Source organism: Micromonospora sp. DT43 (assembly GCF_049841645.1).
In the GTDB taxonomy this organism is placed as follows: domain Bacteria; phylum Actinomycetota; class Actinomycetes; order Mycobacteriales; family Micromonosporaceae; genus Micromonospora.
This window is the reverse complement of record NZ_JBNCKR010000007.1, coordinates 331061-348960: the sequence shown is the minus strand read 5'-3', so window position 1 is coordinate 348960 and position 17900 is coordinate 331061. Positions and strand designations below refer to the sequence as shown.

13 protein-coding genes are annotated in these 17900 nt (G+C 73.6%); 5 read left to right on the top strand and 8 right to left on the bottom strand.

All coding sequences use genetic code 11. From position 1 onward, the window contains the following. Nucleotides 1-2: 2 nt before the first annotated feature. Nucleotides 3-1106 (top strand): helix-hairpin-helix domain-containing protein, encoded by a 1104-nt coding sequence (locus ACLQ26_RS19695; RefSeq protein ID WP_425745796.1) that lies wholly within the window; start codon nt 3-5, stop codon nt 1104-1106. A 287-nt stretch (nt 1107-1393) separates the two neighbouring features. Beyond that, nucleotides 1394-2599 carry a low temperature requirement protein A gene (locus ACLQ26_RS19690; protein ID WP_425745795.1) on the top strand — a complete coding sequence of 402 codons (1206 nt, stop codon included), beginning with the start codon at nt 1394-1396 and terminating at the stop codon, nt 2597-2599. On the opposite strand, the gene ACLQ26_RS19685 is transcribed toward ACLQ26_RS19690, so the two are convergent. After that, the gene (locus ACLQ26_RS19685) at nt 2548-3351 is read right to left on the bottom strand and encodes a maleate cis-trans isomerase family protein (protein ID WP_425745794.1); all 804 of its coding nucleotides are present in this window, start codon (nt 3349-3351) and stop codon (nt 2548-2550) included. The two genes, ACLQ26_RS19690 and ACLQ26_RS19685, sit on opposite strands and share 52 nt — an antisense overlap. Continuing rightward, nucleotides 3348-4175, bottom strand: a complete 828-nt coding sequence (locus tag ACLQ26_RS19680; RefSeq protein WP_425745793.1) for a hypothetical protein — start codon at nt 4173-4175, stop codon at nt 3348-3350. Before ACLQ26_RS19680 ends, ACLQ26_RS19685 begins: the two co-directional genes overlap by 4 nt. Nucleotides 4176-4427: 252 nt before the next feature. Here ACLQ26_RS19680 and ACLQ26_RS19675 point away from each other — a divergent pair, with 252 nt between their 5' ends. Both ACLQ26_RS19675 and ACLQ26_RS19670 read left to right on the top strand, forming a co-directional pair. Further along, nucleotides 4428-4634, top strand: a complete 207-nt coding sequence (locus tag ACLQ26_RS19675; protein WP_007460667.1) for a hypothetical protein — start codon at nt 4428-4430, stop codon at nt 4632-4634. Nucleotides 4635-4859: 225 nt separating this feature from the next. Next, nucleotides 4860-5819, top strand: coding sequence for a TIGR03557 family F420-dependent LLM class oxidoreductase (locus tag ACLQ26_RS19670; protein WP_425745792.1), 960 nt, complete (start codon nt 4860-4862; stop codon nt 5817-5819). A gap of 83 nt (nt 5820-5902) precedes the next feature. Here the strand turns inward: ACLQ26_RS19670 and ACLQ26_RS19665 are convergent, their stop codons facing one another. The 5 genes from ACLQ26_RS19665 to ACLQ26_RS19645 form a co-directional block, all read right to left on the bottom strand. Beyond that, nucleotides 5903-7408: a hypothetical protein gene (locus ACLQ26_RS19665; protein WP_425745791.1), complete on the bottom strand. Its 1506-nt coding sequence runs from the start codon at nt 7406-7408 to the stop codon at nt 5903-5905. A gap of 167 nt (nt 7409-7575) precedes the next feature. Beyond that, a complete protein-coding gene (locus ACLQ26_RS19660; protein WP_425745790.1) occupies nt 7576-9669 on the bottom strand; it encodes an amino acid transporter in 2094 nt (697 codons plus the stop codon). A gap of 87 nt (nt 9670-9756) precedes the next feature. Continuing rightward, entirely contained in the window at nt 9757-10158 is a 402-nt protein-coding gene (locus tag ACLQ26_RS19655; protein WP_425745789.1) for a hypothetical protein, read from the bottom strand. Nucleotides 10159-10649: 491 nt separating this feature from the next. Continuing rightward, complete coding sequence (locus ACLQ26_RS19650) at nt 10650-11420, bottom strand: DUF5995 family protein (RefSeq protein ID WP_425745788.1); 771 nt, start codon at nt 11418-11420, stop codon at nt 10650-10652. 132 nt (nt 11421-11552) lie between these two features. After that, nucleotides 11553-14450, bottom strand: a complete 2898-nt coding sequence (locus tag ACLQ26_RS19645; RefSeq protein WP_425745787.1) for a helix-turn-helix transcriptional regulator — start codon at nt 14448-14450, stop codon at nt 11553-11555. 193 nt (nt 14451-14643) lie between these two features. Between ACLQ26_RS19645 and ACLQ26_RS19640 the strand changes: the two genes are divergently transcribed. Then, complete coding sequence (locus ACLQ26_RS19640) at nt 14644-17007, top strand: adenylate/guanylate cyclase domain-containing protein (protein WP_425745786.1); 2364 nt, start codon at nt 14644-14646, stop codon at nt 17005-17007. Between the two features lie 66 nt (nt 17008-17073). Here ACLQ26_RS19640 and ACLQ26_RS19635 read toward each other — a convergent pair whose 3' ends face one another. Further along, entirely contained in the window at nt 17074-17892 is an 819-nt protein-coding gene (locus ACLQ26_RS19635) for a class I SAM-dependent methyltransferase (RefSeq protein ID WP_425745785.1), read from the bottom strand. Nucleotides 17893-17900 lie beyond the last annotated feature (8 nt).

Sequence of the window (17900 nt, the reverse complement as noted above, 5' to 3'; positions counted from 1 at the left end):
CCGTGGAGTGGTCTATCGGACACTCGCTGATAGTGCTACTGGCGTTGTTGTTGGGCCTGGCCGCCGGATGGTTGCTGCGCGGCCGGCAGGGCGCAGGGACCAACGGGCGGGGTCAGTCGATCGTGGACGGTGACCCCGTCGCCGGTCTGGCCGTGATCGACGCTCCGGTGCCGCCGGCCGCCTCCGACGAGGCCGCCCCGGTGGCGGCCGTGGACGCTCCCCCGGCCGCGGTCGCCGACGAGCCGACGCCTGTGGACACGGTCAGCGCACCGGCCGCCGTGACCACGCCGGACGACTCAGCCCCGAACGCCGTCGACCCGGGCGACATGGCCCTCACCGAGGCCCCGCCGTCCGTCCCGGCCACCGAGCGGACCGACGCGGTCGACGTGCCCGCGTTCGCGGCCGACCCGGAGCCGGTCGCTGTCGACGAGCAGCCGGCGACGGTGATCGCCCCGCGCCAGCCGATGGACGACACGTCCGACGCCCTGCCGTCCGAGGCGCCCCACGCCGAGGCAACCCCGGCCCAGACCACCCCGGCCGAGACCACCCTGGCCGAGGCAACCCCGGCTGAGGCAACCCCGGCTGAGGACACCCCGGCTGAGACCACGCGCGCCGACGTCACGCCGGTCGAGACCACGGACGCAGACGTCACGCCGGTCGAGACCACGGACGCGAACGTCACGCCTGCCGAGGCCCCGCAGGCCGAATCCCCGTACGCCGAGGTCACCCCGGTCGAGGCGACGCCGGTTGTTGCGGCGGCCGTGACCTCGGCGGACGTCGTGGACGCCGAGCCGGTGCGGGCCGCCCCGCCGGTCCCGGCGGCCGACACCGCGCCGACGCCTGCGGACACCGAGCCCACGGGCCCGGCGGACGACTTCCGCCGGATCCAGGGGGTCGGCCCGAAGATCGCGGCCGCGTTGCAGGCGGCAGGTGTCCGCACCTACGTCCAGCTCGGCGAGCTGGACGAGCCGGCGCTGCGCGACCTGATCCGGGCCGCCGGTCTGCGAGCGGCACCCGCGTTGGCCACCTGGCCCCAGCAGGCGCGGGTGCTGGCCGGCGCGGGCGACCAGGTGACCGCGGTGTTGCCCGGCGGCAGCCAGGGCTGAGTGCCGACAGCGAACCCCCGGGCGCCCGTCTTCCTGACGGTGGGCCCGGGGGTTCCGTCGTTCCGGCGGAGCTACCGGAGATCGGGACGCTTGATCAACTCGGCATCCAGGGAACCGGGCCGTCCGCCCCGCCCGGACACCCCGACCTCAGGGAAACCGAGTCGATCAAGCGCCTCCCCGGTCGGGGGACGACCGGAGGAATCCGGCGTGGCGCGCCCGGCAGCTGGCTAGCGTCGGTCGAGGTGGGCCGGACGGCCCGCCGAGTCACCGGCACCGCAGGAGCAATCGTGCACCTCTCCGCGCCGGAGCCCGGGCACCGCAACACCCGACCACCGGTACGCGACCCGGATTCCCCCCGCCGGGTGACGCTGCTCGAACTGTTCTTCGACCTGGTGTACGTGGTCGCCCTCGCCCTCATCTCGCGGGGCATGGTCGACAAGCTCGACTGGCACCGGGCCGCCGAGGCGCTGATCCTGCTGGCCGCCGTCTGGTGGACCTGGGCGATCACCACCCTCGTCACCGACCTGTACGACCCGGAACGTACCGAGATCAAACTGCTGCTCAGCGCCGTGATGTTCGGCGCCCTGCTGATGACCACGGCGATTCCGGAGGCGTTCGGCGCACGGGGAATCGTCTTCGCCGCCACGTACGTGGCCATCCACCTCGGGCGTGGGCTGTTCCTGATGCCCGCCGTGCGTCGCGAACCGCAGACCCAACGCAGGGCCGTCCGCATCTTCGTCTGGTTCACCGTGTCGGCGGTCCCCTGGATCATCGGCGCGTTCGTCAGCGGCGACGCCCGGCTGGCGTGCTGGGCCATCGCGCTGGCCATCGACTACGGCGGTTTCCGGCTCGCGTACCCGGTGCCCGGGTTGGGCGTGGTGCCGGAGCCGCAGCGCAACGTCCAGGCCGAGCACCTCTCCGAGCGGTACCAACAGTTCTTCATCATCGCCCTCGGCGACGCCATCCTGACCATCGGCACCATGTTCAACCTGGTCCACTCCGAGGCGCAGAACATCGCCGCGTTCGCCGTGGCGTTCGCGACAACGCTCGTGCTCTGGCGGATCTACGTCCACAAGTCCGGCCAACTGCTGCCGACGGCCATCAAGATGTCCGGAGCGCCGGGCAAGTTCCTGTTCACCGCGCCGTACACCCACCTGCTGATGATCGCCGGGGTGGTGGTCACGGCCTCCGGGTTCGACCTGGTGCTGCACGAGCACAACGGCCGTACGCCCCCGGCCTGGGTGGCAGTGATCCTCGGCGGCCCGGCGCTGTTCCTGGTCGGCCGGTCCTCGTTCGAGTACGAGGTGTTCAGCCGCGTCTCGTCGTCGCGGGCCGGCGGTCTCCTGGCGTTGCTGACGATCGCGCCGGCGGCCATGTACCTGCCGCCGATCTTCGCCTCCCTCGGTGCCCTGCTGGTGTTGGTGGGCGTCGCTTACGCCGACTATCGCCGCAGTCGCGGCAAACCGCCGGAGGCCCCCGCCCCGCCGCACTGAACCGCTGCGCCGGCAAGCAGTCGGCCGGCGTCCGGCACGTACGGCTCGACGCCGAGCACGGTCAGCAGCTGGTGCACGGTGGCGGTGGCGGCGGTGAGCACCGGCCGGCCGAGGCGGGCCTCCACCCGCGGCACCGCGTCCAGCGACGGCAGCTGCACGCAGGCGGAGAGGACCACGGCGTCCACGTCGGTCACGTCCAGCCGGTCGGCCAGCTCCACCAGCCGCTCCGTCGGGATGCGGCCCACCGCGACGTTGTCCGGCTCGCCGAGACTCACCGCCTCGGTGACCCGCACGCCGTACCCGGCGAGGTAGGCGACGACTGTCGCGGTCAACGGCGGCAGGTACGGCGCGATCAGCGCCACCCGGCGCGCGCCCAACGCGCGCAGTCCGGCCACCAGCGCGCCCGCGCTTGTCACCACGGGCATGTCGTGCCCGGCCCGCACGGCCGCCCGGCCCAACCGCCGCTCGGCCCGCTCGTGCGCGCCGACGCCCTCGCACATCACCGCCACCAGGCAGGCGTACGCGAGCACGTCGCACCGGGCGTCGGCCAGCTCGGCCGCGCAGCGGACCGAGGAGCGGTTCATCCGGGCCAGCTCGTCGGCTGTCACCTGGTGCAGCCGCACCCGGCTGGCGTGGGTGGTGAACCGGGTCGTCGGGTCGACGGTCTCCCGCCGACGCAGCATGGCCGGGATCTCGGTCTCCATCGTGGTGTTCGAGCTGGGCACCACCAGGCCGACCCGGTAGTGGCTCACACCAGCGCTCCCGCGTACCCCCGGACCTGCAACCGTCGCCCGGCGGTGTCGCCGAGGCGCACCTGGAGGCCCAGCGGCGCGGCGGCCCGGCGGACGTCGTCCAGGTGCAACGAGCCGTGCCGGTCCACGGTCAGCACCGGCGGCTCCTCCAGCTCGCCCTCCGGCGCGTGGAACGAGAGCAGGGTCACCGAGGTGGTGAGGTAGCCGGGGTAGGCGGCGCGGGCGGCCGCCTCGTCGGGGTGGGCGAGCACCACCAGGTCGTCGAGGTGGGCGAAGTCGGCGGCGAGCGCGCCGGCCTTCCAGTGCGCCGGCTCCTCGGCCGCACCTGTGTGGTGTCGGGACCGGTTCGCCGACGTGATGTAGAGGTGATCGGTGCCGGTCTCGGCGAGCGCTCGCTCGAAGAACGAGTTGGACGGGCAGGTGAGACCGGGAGCGATGACCTGCGTGGTACGCAGGCCCCTGTCGATCTGGGTGAGGTGGTCGGGCAGCCGGTCGGCCGCGGGGCCCCGGAAGCCGAACGGCCCGGCGCCGTAGAGGGCGTCCATCAGCGCCCGCACCCGGCCGATCGGCAGCCGCGGCGAGATCCGGGACCAGTCGAACATGCCCGGGATCCGCCCGACGGCGGTGGTGATGCTGCCGACCTGGTGGACCGGGCGGCCCTTGGCCAGGTTGACCCGGCGTACGGTGGCCGCGTCCGGCCGGGTGACGATGACGTAGAAGTTGGCGAACGCCGCCGCGACGACCGCGCCACCGGCGAGCGCGCGGGCCGCGACCGCGACGTCCTCGGGGCGGTCGATGTACAGGGATGGGGTGGGGACGTGCATGGGTCCTCCTCGGCGGGGCCGTGAGGCAGTTCTACGTCCGGTGGCCCGTGTGGCGGCCGGGTCGGTCGGCGATCCGATAGCCGACTGTCGGGACACGATGCGGGCGGCCGATGCGGGTGCGGTACCGACGGCGGACGGCATCGGCCGGACGGAGGATCCGGCGGGGGTGCCGGACGCTCACCGTTAGCCGCGCGACCCGATTGGGTACAACGCCTGCACCTCAGATCCACCACATACCTTCAGGAGGCAGCGATGCGCGGCACCTCGATACTCGGAGTCATCGTCGTGATCTGGCTGGTGATCGGCGCCATCGCCGGCGGTCAGCGGGGTTACTACAGCGGCGACGACACCAACTGCGCCGAGGCCGGCACGATCCTGGTCACGATCGTGGCCGGACCGCTGAACTACATCGGGGCCAACCCCAAGGTCGACTGCAAGCTGCCGGAGCCGTCCAAGTAGGACGAAGACGTTCCAGGAGGCCCGCGCCCGTCCGGGGCGCGGGCCTCCTGCTGCCCCGGGTTGGGGTGTCGCCCCCCGTCCGGCTCTGCCGCCGCCGGGCTCCTGGCATCCGGCACATCGCGTAGGGCGTCCTAGGAGGCTGGTCTGAAGCCGTGGGCGGCGTTTGCCGGCGCGGAGGACGGGAACCGACCGGCGTCAGCGAGTGGACGGAATCGGGAGCGTGCCATGCAGATCGGCTACAAGCTGGCCTCGGAGGGCTTCGGCCCGAAGGAGATCATCCGGCAGGCCGTCCGGGCAGAGCAGGCCGGTTTCGACTTCGTCGAGATGAGCGACCACTTCCACCCCTGGCTGGACGCACAGGGCCACTCGTCCTTCACCTGGAGCGTGCTCGGCGCGATCGCGGCGAGAACCACCACGCTGCGCCTGGCCACCGGCGTCACCTGCCCGACCGTGCGCTACCACCCGGCGATCATCGCGCAGGCCGCGGCGACCATGGCACTGATCTCCGACGGCCGCTTCACCCTCGGCGTCGGGGCCGGCGAACGGCTCAACGAACACGTCGTGGGGCAGGGCTTCCCCAGCGTGCGGGGCCGACACGAGCGGCTACACGAGGCGCTGGAGATCATCCGGCTGCTCTGGCAGGGCGGTTACCAGTCGTACGAGGGGCGACACCTGCACCTGGAGGACGCGAGGGTCTTCGACCTGCCGGACACCCCGCCGGTGATCGCGGTCGCCGCCAGCGGAGAGGCGTCCGCCCGACTCGCCGCCGAACTGGGCGACGGGCTGTTCGCCACCGATCCGGACGCCTCGATCGTCGAGCACTACCGGCGAGCCGGCGGATCGGGCCCGCGCTACGCCGAGGTGCCACTGGCCTGGGCCACCGACGAGCAGCAGGCGGTGCAGGCGGTGTTGCAGACCAGCCGCTGGATGGTCACCGGCTGGAAGGTGATGAGCGAACTGCCCAACCCGGTCAACTTCGACGCGGCCAGCGCCCACGTGGAGGAGAAGCACATCCGCCAGCTCTTCTCCGTCGGTCCCGACCCCGAGCCGCACGTGGCGAAGGTCCGCTCGTACGTCGACGCCGGCTTCGACCACGTCGTCCTGCAGAACGCCGGCGGCGACCCCGACGGCTTCCTCGACTTCTTCGCCGCAGACCTGGCTGCCCGGCTGCGCGCCCTCGGCTGACGGCGCACGCCCGCCCGGACGACTGTCCGGGCGGGCGGGTGCGCTCAGGATGTGCGCTCGGGACGAGCGCGCGGGTCGACGCCTCAGCGGAAGCAGTGCGCGACAGGCACCGCGCTGCCCTCGCAGTTGGTCGGCTCGTTCTCGACGACCACGCTCTCATCGTCGAGCTTGATCTGGGCGTGCTCGGCGAAGATGCCGCCGGGCTTCACCGATGCCGCGTTGTGGGTGACCTTGCTCGTGTAGAGCGCCACCGAGCCCGCGGAGGCGTAGATGCCACCGCCCTTGGACGTCGCGCCGACCGCCTCGTTGCCTGTCACGTCGCTGCCGCGCACGAGCAGGTTGGACTTCTCGGCGTAGATGCCGGCCCCGATGCCGTGCGTGGTGTTGCCGTCGACCACGCTGTCGTCGAGAGGCAGCAGGCCCTTGACTGTGGAGATGCCCCCACCGTTGACGGTGGAGGTGTTGCCGCGGATGGTCATCTTGCGCATCACCAGCACCGCGTCGGAGTTGGCGGCGCCACCACCGACCTGGGCCGTGTTGTTCAGCAGTTCGGTGTCGTACACCTTGGTCCGGGCCGAGAAGCTGGCCAGGCCGCCGCCCTGCCCGGCGCTGTTCTCGGCGAGCGTGGTGGTGTCCACGTCCGCCGCGCCCCGGTAGTTGCCGAGCCCGCCGCCGTAGCCGTTGGCGCTGTTGTGGCGGAACTCCGAGCGCTTCAGCGTCAGCACACCGCCGTTGAGCAGGCCCCCGCCCTTGCCCGCGGCGCCGGAGGCGCTGTTGCCGACGAACGTGGAGTCGGTGACCACCATGTTGCCGTCGTTGAAGATCCCACCGCCGCCGCCCTCGGGCGAGAGCGAGGTGCTCTGGGTGACGGTGACCCGCTCCACCACTGCCGTCGCGCCGTGCACGACGTGCACGCTGCCGCCCTCGATGAGCGAACGGCCGTTGTGCAGCTCGACGTCGCGCAGGGTCAACTCGCCGCCGTCGCGGACGGTGAAGAAGCGGAACGGCGCGGCCTGCGCGTCGCGGGCGATGGTCGCGCCTGCGCCGTCGATGGTGATGCCCTGGTAGATCACCGGCAGGCCGGACGTGTCGTCGGCCGGGTTGTGCGGCGGGGCGTCGGCGTCCCCGGGGGTCTCCGCGGCGTCGGCCTGCTCCCGGGCGTCGCGGATCCCACCGTCGTACTGGTCGGTCTCGTGGAACGCCTCGGTGAGGGTGTACCGGCACCGGGGCGCGAGCCGCAGGTCGCCGCCGCCCTCCGCGTTGGCAGTCACCAACGCGGCCACCAGCTTCGCCGCGTCGCAGGGCACCTCGATCACACCGTGCCTGCCGGTACCAGGGGTGTGCGGACGAGCCCTCTCGGCGTCGTCGCCGCCACGCTCCGGCGCGGACCGGTCGTCGGCCTGCCGGTCGTCGTCGCGGGCGGCCGGGGTGGTCAACCTGCCCAGGCCCGGCAGGGACAGGTCGCGGTCTGCCGCGGCCGCGGCGCCAGCCGCCCCCACCACCAGGCTTCCGGCCAGGAGCCCACCGGCTAAGAACCATCGGGACCGCCGTCTGGGTCGTGCCGGGCGGTCTCCTCGGTACGTGGACATCAGGTGCCTGCCTTCCTGGGTACGTGACGTAACCGCGCCAATCGGGGCGTGGGGTGACCGACGTGCCGCCAACCACCAAAGGTCACGATAGGACCGCAATACGGACAGGAAGGTGTGAACGTGAATAGTGCTGCCATTCATCTTTTACGACACCAGACGACGCGCGCTCACCCGCCGACGTGGATGCCCGGCCGACGCAGGGGGTCCTTCTCGGTACGACGGATGATCTCCCGCACCACCGGCGGGGTGTCCCCCCGGCCGAGGATCAGGTAGCGCAGCAGGTGCGCGATCGGGCTGCCCTCCGACCACTCGAAGTGCGCGTGCGGGCGTACCCCGGTGGCGTCGCGAAGCGCCAACAGGATCGCGGCTATCGCGTTCGGCGCGGCCGGGCTGCTGGCCCGCAGCACCCGGAAGCCGGCCACCTCGACGCCGTGCACCCGTAGCACCTGGCTGAACTCCGACGGGTCCACCACGTCGATCTCCAGGAACAGCACGTCCGCGGCCCCGGGCACCGGGTTCATGCCCCGCTGCGCCCGCTCCTTGATCGTGTACTCCTTCACCGAGCCGCTCTGCCGCTTGTTGGCGATGAGGTGCAGCTGCCCGTCGTGCGCCAGCGACTCGGCGACGAACCGGCGGGCCGGCTCGTCGAACTCGATCCGCTCGGCGCGCAGCTCGGTGGTCCGGGTGACCCGGGAGATCAGCGACACCACGATGATGGCCAGAATGAACAGCGCCGAGATGGTGATCCCGTCCGGCTGCTCGACGACGTTCTCCAACAGCGCGTACAGCAGCACCAGGGTCAGCACCGTGAAACCGATGCCGGCCACGCGCCGGCGGTGCCGCACCGCGGAGATGGTCACCGCCACCGCGCCGGAGACCATCATCGCCAGGATGCCTGTGGCGTACGCCCCGGCCTGGGCGTTGACGTCGGCCCGGAAGGCGATCGTGATGGCCACGCTGACGACGGTGTAGACGATCACCACCGGACGCACCGCGCGTGCCCACTCCGGGGCCATGCCGTACGAGGGCAGGTAGCGGGGCACGATGTTGATCAGCCCGGCCATGGCCGACGCGCCTGCGAACCAGAGGATGAACACGCTGCTCACGTCGTAGACGGTGCCGAACACCTCACCGAGATAGGTGTGCGCCAGGAAGGCCAGTGCCCGACCGTTCGCGGGGCCACCCGGGCGGAACTCGGCGGCGGGGATGAGCGCGGTGGTCACGAAGGTCGTCGAGATCAGGTACACCGACATGATCAGCGCGGCGGTGGTGAGCAGCCGGCGGGTGTTGCGGATCCGGGCCGCCAGCCGGGCCGCCCGGTCCGGCCCGTCCGCCGACACCAGCGGCATCATGCTGACGCCGGTCTCGAAGCCGGACAGCCCCAGCACCAGCAGCGGAAACGCCAGCACGGCGGTGATCAGCACATGGCCCACCCCACCGCCCGCGGTCAGCGCGGTGGTCCAGTCCGACACGATGGTGGGGTCCTCGACGATCCGGGTCACCGCGACCACCACGATCACCGCGTTCAGGACGAGGAAGACCGCCACCAGCGGAATGGCCACCACCACGGCCTCGCGGAAGCCGAGCAGGAACACGCCGCCGAGGACGAGCAGCAGCGCCACGGTGACCACCACCGGCACGGCCGGGCCGTGCAGGGCGTCCGGCAGGTACGGGTTCTCCAGCAGGTGCACGGTGGCGTCGGCCGAGGACAGGGTGATCGTGATGATCCACGAGGTGGCCACGAACCCGAGCAGCACGAGCACGAAGATCTTGCCCCGCCAGAACGGCAACAGCCGTTCCAGCATCGCCACCGAGCCCTGCCCGTGCGGGCTCTCCTGGGCCACACGGCGATACATGGGCAACATGCCGAACAGGGTCAGCGCGACGATCAGCAGGGTCGCCAGCGGGGACAGCGCACCGGCGGCCACGGCCGCGATTCCCGGCAGGTACGACAGGGTGGAGAAGTAGTCCACGCCGGTCAGACACATCACCTGCCACCAGGCGTGCCTGCGGTTCTGCCCCTCGCTCGTCTCCGGGCCCGGCGGCTGTACCTGGTGCTGGAAGAGCCACCGACGCAGCGGGCTGGCCGGCGGCGCCGACCGGGCCGGGCTGGCGACCCGCTCGGGCACCACCACACCCTGCCGGCCGCCGGAGTGCGGGTGGGCCGGGTCGCGGGCGGCCCGCAGGGCCGGGTCCGGCCCGGTCGGCGTGTGGCGTCGTCCGCTCCAGCGTCGCGGTTTCGCCCGGTGCTCGTCAGCCATCGCCCGTCCCACCCTCGCAGGTCCTGATCCGACGGTAGGTGGTAGCCGGCGGCCCGACCGGCGGAACCGGGCACGCGGATGGCGTGCTCAGGGCAGGTCCGGTCCGGCGAGCAGACGTGCCAGGGCCGGCGGGTCGGCGACGGTGACCGTGGCCGCCGGGTGCCGGGGCCAACCACCGGGCGCCAGGGCCGGCACCGGTACGCCGAAGCGCAGGCAGACCCCGCCCGCCGCGCTGCTGCCGAAGCTCACGCCGCCGTCGACAAGCGAGAGGTGGGGGCCGATCACCCGCCACCAGCGGTACGGGCCGCCGACCTCGGCACCGAGCACGTTGTCCCGGCCGGTGCGCAGCCGCCACGGGCCGTACCGGATCAGCAGGTCCTCGTCGGTGACGGCGACCCAGGCCGTCGAGGGCCGCACGCCCAGCAGCGCCAGCGCCGGACGGAACGCCGGGTCGAAGCGGAACGGGAACCGGACGCCAGCGGTGGTCATCGCGCACCGGGACGGGCGGCGGGTCGTGGCACCGGGCCACCAGGCCGCAGCGGGCCGGGCCGCGCGGGGCGGGGTCGGGCGGCGGGCCGGCGCCGGGCCAGGACGGTCATGGCGCGGGCGTACCCCGTACGGGCCGACCGACACCCCCGGATCGCACGCCGTCGACGGTCCCGCGCACCGCGGCCGGTCCGGGGCCCTCGCAGGGCGCCGTGACCCGTCCCCATCCGTGGCCGCCGCGCCGGCCGACGGTCCGTCCCGTCACCGCCGGCCGGCGCAGCGAGCCCGGCCCGCATCCGCTCCCCCGTCGCCGGCCGGCACCCCCCGGGCCGGCCGACGACGGCAGACGGTCGGCACCCCCCGGGCCGACCGGCTGACTCCCCGCCGCCGCCGGCGAACCGGTCGACCAACGGGTGGAAGGAGCTGATGGGGCGGACGCGCCCCCGCGCTCCGCCGCCCCCCACGGGGCGGAGCGCGGGGACCCCCCGTCCCGGCTACTGCAGGAACGCCCCGAGGGGCGAGAGCAGCAACCGGCCGAGCGCCGCGGCGTTGTCGTCCAACCGCGTGCGCTCACACTCGCGGGCGTCCGGATCGTGCCGGCACCGCCAGATCTTCTGCGCGTTGCGCCAGGCGACATCGCGGGTGTACTCGACCAGTTCCCCCTGGTACCAGTCGTCGATGTCGCCGTTGAGCATGTCGATGAGCAGCTGCCACCGCTCCAGGTAGCCCCGGCGCAGGCCGGGGATCTTGTCCGCGAAGATCTTGTTGATCTCGAGGTAGTCGTGATGCTGGTCGGTGCCGTCGACCGGCTCCGACTCCAGATGGTCGAACGTCGTCACCAACGCGAACGGCAGGTCGAAGTTGATGTGCGCGTTCACACCGGCCGCCGCCGACGGCAACGGCCGGGCGTCCGGCCCACGCATCCGCGAGAACAGGCACGACCACGCCTTCGGCGTGCCGGGGCTGGAGTCGCTCCACAACCGCAGGGCGTCGAAGTAGCGGGCCGCGAACTCGACGTCCAGCCGGGAGAGGAACGCCGGGTCGACGAAACGGTCGTCGTACAGGCCGTCCAGCACACTGCTGGTGATCGTCAGGTAGAGCCTGTTGAAGTCGGCGAGCGGGCAGCTCGCCTCCAGCGGCGGGAGCCGCACCAGCATGTCCTGGAGCTTGGTGAGGTGATCGACCACCGCCGGCACGTCCGCCGGATGATCGGCGAGCAGGTCGACGATGTCCCGGTGTACGGGCCCCCAGACGGGTTCGGTCATCTCTCCTCCATAGTGGTCGTGACGCCCCCGGCGCCGTCGACGGGGCTCAGCCTCTCAGCCGAGAGCCACCGCCGGGATCAGTAGAACGACGTATCCCGGCGCACACACGCGCCGGGATACGTATCGGGGAGGTCAGCCGCGGGAGTTGCGGAGCATGATCGCGCTGGCCTGGACGCGGGTGCGGACCTGGAGCTTGTCGAAGATGTGCGACACGTGGACACCGATGGTCCGCTCGCTGATGAACAGGCGCTGCCCGATCTCCCGGTTGGTCAGCCCCTCCGCGACGAGCGCGAGCACCTCCCGCTCCCGCGCGGTGAGAGCCGCCAACTCGTCGTCGACCGGCTCGGCCGACGCGCCGACGCGCGCGCCGGCGGCGTCGCGCTCCTCCAGCGACACCCGGGCCCGCCCCGCCAGCTCCCGGATCTCCGAGGTCAACGGCACCGCGCCCAACCCCTGCGCCACCGCGTACGCCTCCCGCAGCAGCTTGCCGGCGGTGGCCACCCGACTGCGCCGGGCCAGCAGCGCCTCGGCCTGCCGCAACCGGGAGTACGCCGCCGGATAGGGGTGGTTACGGCGGTCCCACTCGGCGACCGAGGTGGCCCACAGCTCCGGGTCGCTGCCGTCGAGGCGGCTCACCTCCGCGGCGCACAGGGCCAGGAAGCCCTCCACCACCGACCGCACCGGTCGGGCCGCCCCGGCGCTCTTGCGCGCCATCCGGTCGGCGACGTCCCGCAGCCGGCGTACGGCCGTCGGGTCCACGTCCACGGTGCGGCTGGAGTGCGCCTCCGCCTCGGCGCGCAGCCCGTGCCAGACCAGGGCGGACAGGATCATCACGTCGTCGGAGCGGCTCTCGGTGAGGCCGCGCTGGACCGCCAGCCGCGCCACGTCGTGCCGGCCCTCCCACATCGCCAACCCGGAACGCAAGGTGAGCAGCGGAATGACGTGGCGTGCGCCACCGCCGGCGAGCAGGGTCGCCACCGCGTCGAGGTCCCGACCGGCGGCCTCGATGTCGCCGTAGCCCACCGAGAGCCGGCAGCGGGCCAGTAGCAGCTCGACCGCGTCCGCCCCGGACGGTCGGTGCCGCAGCGCCGCGGCGACCACCTTCTCCGCCTCGGCCCACTGCCCCACCCGGAACAGCCCGTTGATGGCGATGGCCAGCAGTCGGGTGCCCCAGGTGCGGCCAAGCCCCAGCTCGGCCACCCGCTCGGCGCCCCGCCGTGCCACCACCACGCCCTCTTCGAGGATGTTCAGCGGCCCGGTCAACAGCTCAGCCAGGTGCAGGTACGCGCAGGCGACGTCCTCGGGCTGACCGGCACGCTCGGCGGCGTCGAGGGCCTGGCGCATCACGGCCAACCCGGCGTCGGGGTCTTCCAGAAAGGCGTCGCTGAAGCCCAGCGCCGAGCTGGCCAGCACGACCTCGGTGGCGGAACCCTCCACGTTCTCGGCCAGCGCCAGCGCCTCCCGGGCGCGCCGGCCCGCGTCGGCGTACCGACCCAGGTGCAGGAGCAGCTCGGCGAGCCGCGCGGCGGCGGAGGCCCGGTCCCGTGCGGAGCAGTCCGACGCCTCCAGCGCTCGCTCGTACTCCTCCTCGGCCAGCGCCGAGCGGCCGGCGGCGGCCAGGTACCGTGCGCGGCGGATGTGCAGCGCGCAGCTCGGGGCGCCGCCGCGCACCGCGACCAGCTCCTCCAGCAGCGCCAACGCGCGGACGTGCTCGCCACAGTGGTGGGCCGCCTCGGCGGCGTTACCGAGCAGCTCGACCCGGTCCACCTCCACCGAGCCGGAGTCGCCGGCCAGCTGCAACGCCGCCGACCAGTGCCGGTGCGCCTCGGCGTAACCGTGCAGTCGTTCGGCCTCCTGCGCGGCGGCCACCGCCGCGGGCAACGCCCGCGCCGGCTCGCCGGCCAGCCGCCAGTGGTGCGCCAGCCGGGCCTGGTGCAGCTCACCCGGCGCGGCGGTCAGCGCCTCGGCGTAGCGGCGGTGCAGCCCGGAGCGCTCGGCCGGCAGGAGTTCGTGCGCCAGCACCTCGGCGACGAGGCGGTGCCGCAGCCGGTAACCGTCGTCGGCGCCGACCAGCAGCCGGTGCGCGACCGCGGCGCGCGCGGCGTCGATCAGCTCGTCCTCCGGCAGCCGTAACACCTCGGCCAGCAGCCAGTGCTGCACGGGCTCGACGCCCGCCGCCACGGCGTGCACCACCGCGTGCGCGTGCTGCGGCAGCGCGTCGACCCGGTCGAGGAAGATCTCGCGCAGCGTCTCGGACAGACCGTCCCGTCCCTCGCGCAGGTCGCGGGCCAACTCCTCGATGACGAACGGGTTGCCTCCGCTGCGCTGCCATACCTGCTCGGCCGCGTCCGGCGGGAGCGCCCGGCCGACGACCGCGGCGGCGAGTTGCTCGGTGTCGGCGCGGTCCAGCGGGGACAGGTCGAGCACCCGGACCGTCCGCAGCCGGCGCAGTTCGGTGAGCACCCGACGCAGCGGGTGCGCGCCCTGCAACGACTCGGCCCGCACCGCGGCCAGCACCGAGAGCTGAAGGTCACCGAGACCGGCCAGCAGGTAGAGCAGGAGCTGCCGGGTGCTGCGGTCGACCCACTGGAGGTCGTCCAGGATCAGCACCAGCGGTCGCCCCTCGGCGATCAGGTGCAGCCCTCGGGAGACGCGTTCCAGCAGGGCGCCCGCGCCGTCCGGGCCGCCCGTCTCGTCGGCGAACATCTGCAACAGCCCGCGCACCGCCGACGAGGTACGGGCCTGCGACGCGGACAGGTCCGCGTCGAAACGCCGCAGCGCCTGCAGCAACGGGTGCAGCGGCGAGGCGTCGCCGATGTCCAGGCAACTGCCGGTCAGCACCAATGCGCCCTGGTCGCGCAATCGGGCACCGATCTCGCCGAGCAGGCGGGACTTGCCCACACCGCTCTCACCGGTAAGGAAGACGGCGGCCGTCTGCCCCTGTGCCACGTCACCGAGCAGCGCCGACCGAACCGTCTGCACCAGCTCGGCCCGGCCCACGAGCGGTGCGGTGTCCACATCGCTGGCCATGGGACGCAGCCTAATCACACGCCCCCGTACCGTTCTACGGCCATCTGCCGCTTGTGGTACTCCTCGCGTCGACATTGCGACTAATGGTGGCGAGTGGCCGACATACGTCGTTCTGCCGATCCCCCGTCAGCCCAGGAATGCCAATCTCCGAGGGTCGTCAGCCACCAGCGGGGGAAGGGCCGGTGCGCAACCCATGATCACTTTCGTCGCCGACACGCAGCGGACCAACCGCCCACACTGGCCGGTGCCCGAGGAGAGACGCACCGTCACCGTGCTCTTCGCCGACATCGTCGGCTCCACCGCGCTTGTCGACCGGCTCGACCCGGAGGACGTCCGCGCGCTGCAACGGGCGTACTTCGACACGGTCGCCGCCGTGCTGCGCCGCTGGCACGGAGTGGTCGAGAAGTACGTCGGCGACGCGGTGATGGCGCTGTTCGGCGCGCGGCACTCCGACGGCTTCGACGCGTACCGGGCGGTGCGGGCGGGGCTGGAGATCCAGGCCGCGCTGGATCGCCGGCCGATCCTCGGTGACATCACCCTGCGGGTGCGCGTCGGGGTCGCCACCGGCGAGGCGGTGGTCGACCTGGGCGGCGCGGTCAGCGGCGGCCACGGGGTGGCCAGCGGCGCGGTGATCACCACCGCGGCCCGCCTACAGGAGTACGCCGCTCCCGGCACCGTCGCGCTGTGCGCCGCCACCGCACGGGCCACCGCCGGTCTCATCACGCAGCGTCAACTGGCGCCGGTGCCGGTCGCCGGCCGGGTGCCGCCGATGCAGGTGTGGCACGCCGCCGGCCTGGCGCGACCGGGCACCGAGCGGCACGACGGTCCACTGATCGGGCGCCGCCGCGAACTGGCCAGCATCACCGACCAGGTCTCCCGGGCGTTGCACGATCGCGAACCGCGCTGGGTGTCCCTGGTCGGCCCGAGCGGCAGCGGCCGCAGCCGACTGCTGCACGAGCTGGCCCGCGGGCTGCGCACGGTGGACGGGATACCGGTGCGCTGGTGCGTGGTGGGCTGCCCGCCGTACCCCGACCAGGTGCTCGCGCCGGTCGCCGAACTGGTCCGCGGCGTCGCCGGCATCCGCCATGGTGACGGTCCGGCGACGGTCCGCGACCGCCTGACCGCCGCTCTGACACCGCTGTACCGGCCGAGCCGGGTCGCGGCGGCGGTGGCGGCACTGCAGTCGCTGCTGACCACCCCCGACGGTTCGGCCGAGGCGCTGGCCGGCGCGGCGGTCGGCCGGGACGCGCTGCTGCGCCTGGCCGCCCACCGGCCGCTCGTCGTCGCCGTGGACGACGTGGACCGCGCGGCGCCGGCCGTGAGCCGCTTCCTGCACGCGCTGTTCACCGGCGCGGCCGTGCGCGGGTTGCCGCTGGCGGTGCTCACCGTGCATCAGCCGCAGTGGGCCGACACCCGACCCGGCCCGGCCCGTCGGGTGCCGGTCCGTCCCCTGGCCACGGTGCAGTCCGGGCGGCTGCTGCGCCAACTCCTGACCCGCGCCGGGCAGACGGTGTCCCTGGTCGACAGGCTGCTGCCGCTGGTGGGCGGCCGACCGGGGCACGCCGCCGCGTACGTGGCGGCGATCATGAGAGGCGCGGACCCGACGGCGCTGCCCGACGCGGTACGCCGCCACAGCGATGCCGAGCTGGACCGGCTCGACGGCGAGCGCCGGGCGGTCCTGATGGCCGTCGGCACCCTCGGCGGCGTGCTCTCCGAAGCGGCCATCGACCGGGCGCTCGGCTGGACGCCGGGGCGGTCCGCTCCGCTGCTGCGCGCCCTCGTCGCCGCCGGGCTGCTCCGCCAGGACCACGCCCGCGGGTACGCGTTCGTCGCGCCGGCGCTGCGCCAGGTCGCCGCCGAACGGCTTCCGCGCGCGCTGCGCGCCGTGTTCGCCCGACGGGCAGCCGTGTCCCCGCCCGACGTCGTGCACCCCGGCGCCGACCGACGCACCCTGGTCCAGCGCAACGCCGGTCGGCCGACCGTCCGCGCGGCCACCGACCGTGCCGCCACCACGCTCGCCGCCACCAATCGTGCCGCCGCCGTTCCCGATGGCTCCGTAGCGGTCGGCGCCAGTGCTCTCGGTGCCGCAGGAGCCGGCGCCGCAGCGGTCGACGCCGCAGCGGTCGACGCCGCAGCGGTCGACGCCGGCGCCGGAGCCGGTGCGGTCAGCGCCGTAGCGGTCAGCGCCGCTGGTGGCTGGTCGGCGGGGCCGGCCGAGGTGGTCCGCCTCGACGCGGTCCGCGCCCGGGTCGGCGGCCCCGACGCGCGCTTCGTCGCGCCGCCCTCCGGCGCCACCGGCCCGGCCTGGCGACACCGACGCGTCCGCACGCCCACGATGGCCACCCCACCGGCCGCGCCGACGCGCGGGGTTGACGTTCCACCCGTCCCGCGCCGACTCCGAGCGGTCGCGTTGGCCGCCGTCCCGCCTACCGCTACGAGCGATCGGCCGCCCACTACGGTCGACCGGCCGCTGCCGTCGATCGTCGCGACCGGCGCGCGTGTCGTTCCCCGTCCACCGTTGAGACACCGGCCGGAGGCCCTGGCCGCCTCGGCCTGACGGCGACGGGCCCGGCGTCGACCCCGGACGCGTCGGGCAGTCTCGGTGGTCCGGGGTGCCAGCGCGCTACGGCACGGACGCCGAGGCCAGCAGCGCGGCGGTGGGCAGCGCCAGCAGGCCGTCCGCGTCGCGGTAGGCGGCGGTCAGCTCGTCGTACGCGGCACGGACGCGGGCGATCACCCCTGGCGGCTGGGTCTCCAACAACAGCCCGGGCCTGCTGATGCCGTTCGCCGGGCCGCTCCACCACGCCTCGGGGTCGGTCCGATGCACCCAGGTGATCGTCTCGCACCGCACGTCGTCGAGGCCGGCGACGGCGAGCAGGCCGGCGAGCCCGTCGACGGTACGGGGGAAGTCCCGCTCCGCGTCCACCGCCGGAACGGCGTTCGAGAATTCGACCCCGGCGGCGGCGAAGACCTCACCCCAGAGACGCTGCGCCCGTGGTGGAGGGTGCGGCCACGTCGTCACGGCGATGCGGCCGGTGGACCGCACGACCCGTCGGAGCTCGGTGATCGCGGCCGCCGGGTCGCCCACGTGGTTGATCACGAAGTTCGCCACTGCCGCGTCGAACCGCCCGGAGTCGAACGGGAGTCGGGGCAGGGCCGCGAGGCGGACCTCCTCGGCGGACGGGAGCCGGCTACCCGCCAGGGCGACCATGCCGGGCTCCGCGTCGACGGCCACCACACGGGCTCCGCGCGCGCACGCCAGCCCGGCCACGGTCCCGGAACCGGTGCCGACGTCGAGCACCCGGGTTCCGGTGTCGACGTCGGCGGCGTCCAGCAGCGCCGGGGCGGGATGGGCGCACAGCAGCGCGAAACTGCCGTCGTACGCCATCGCCCGCCCGGCCCAGCGCGACCGCTCGTGGTCGTCGAAGGTCGTGGTGGTCATCGCCGCTG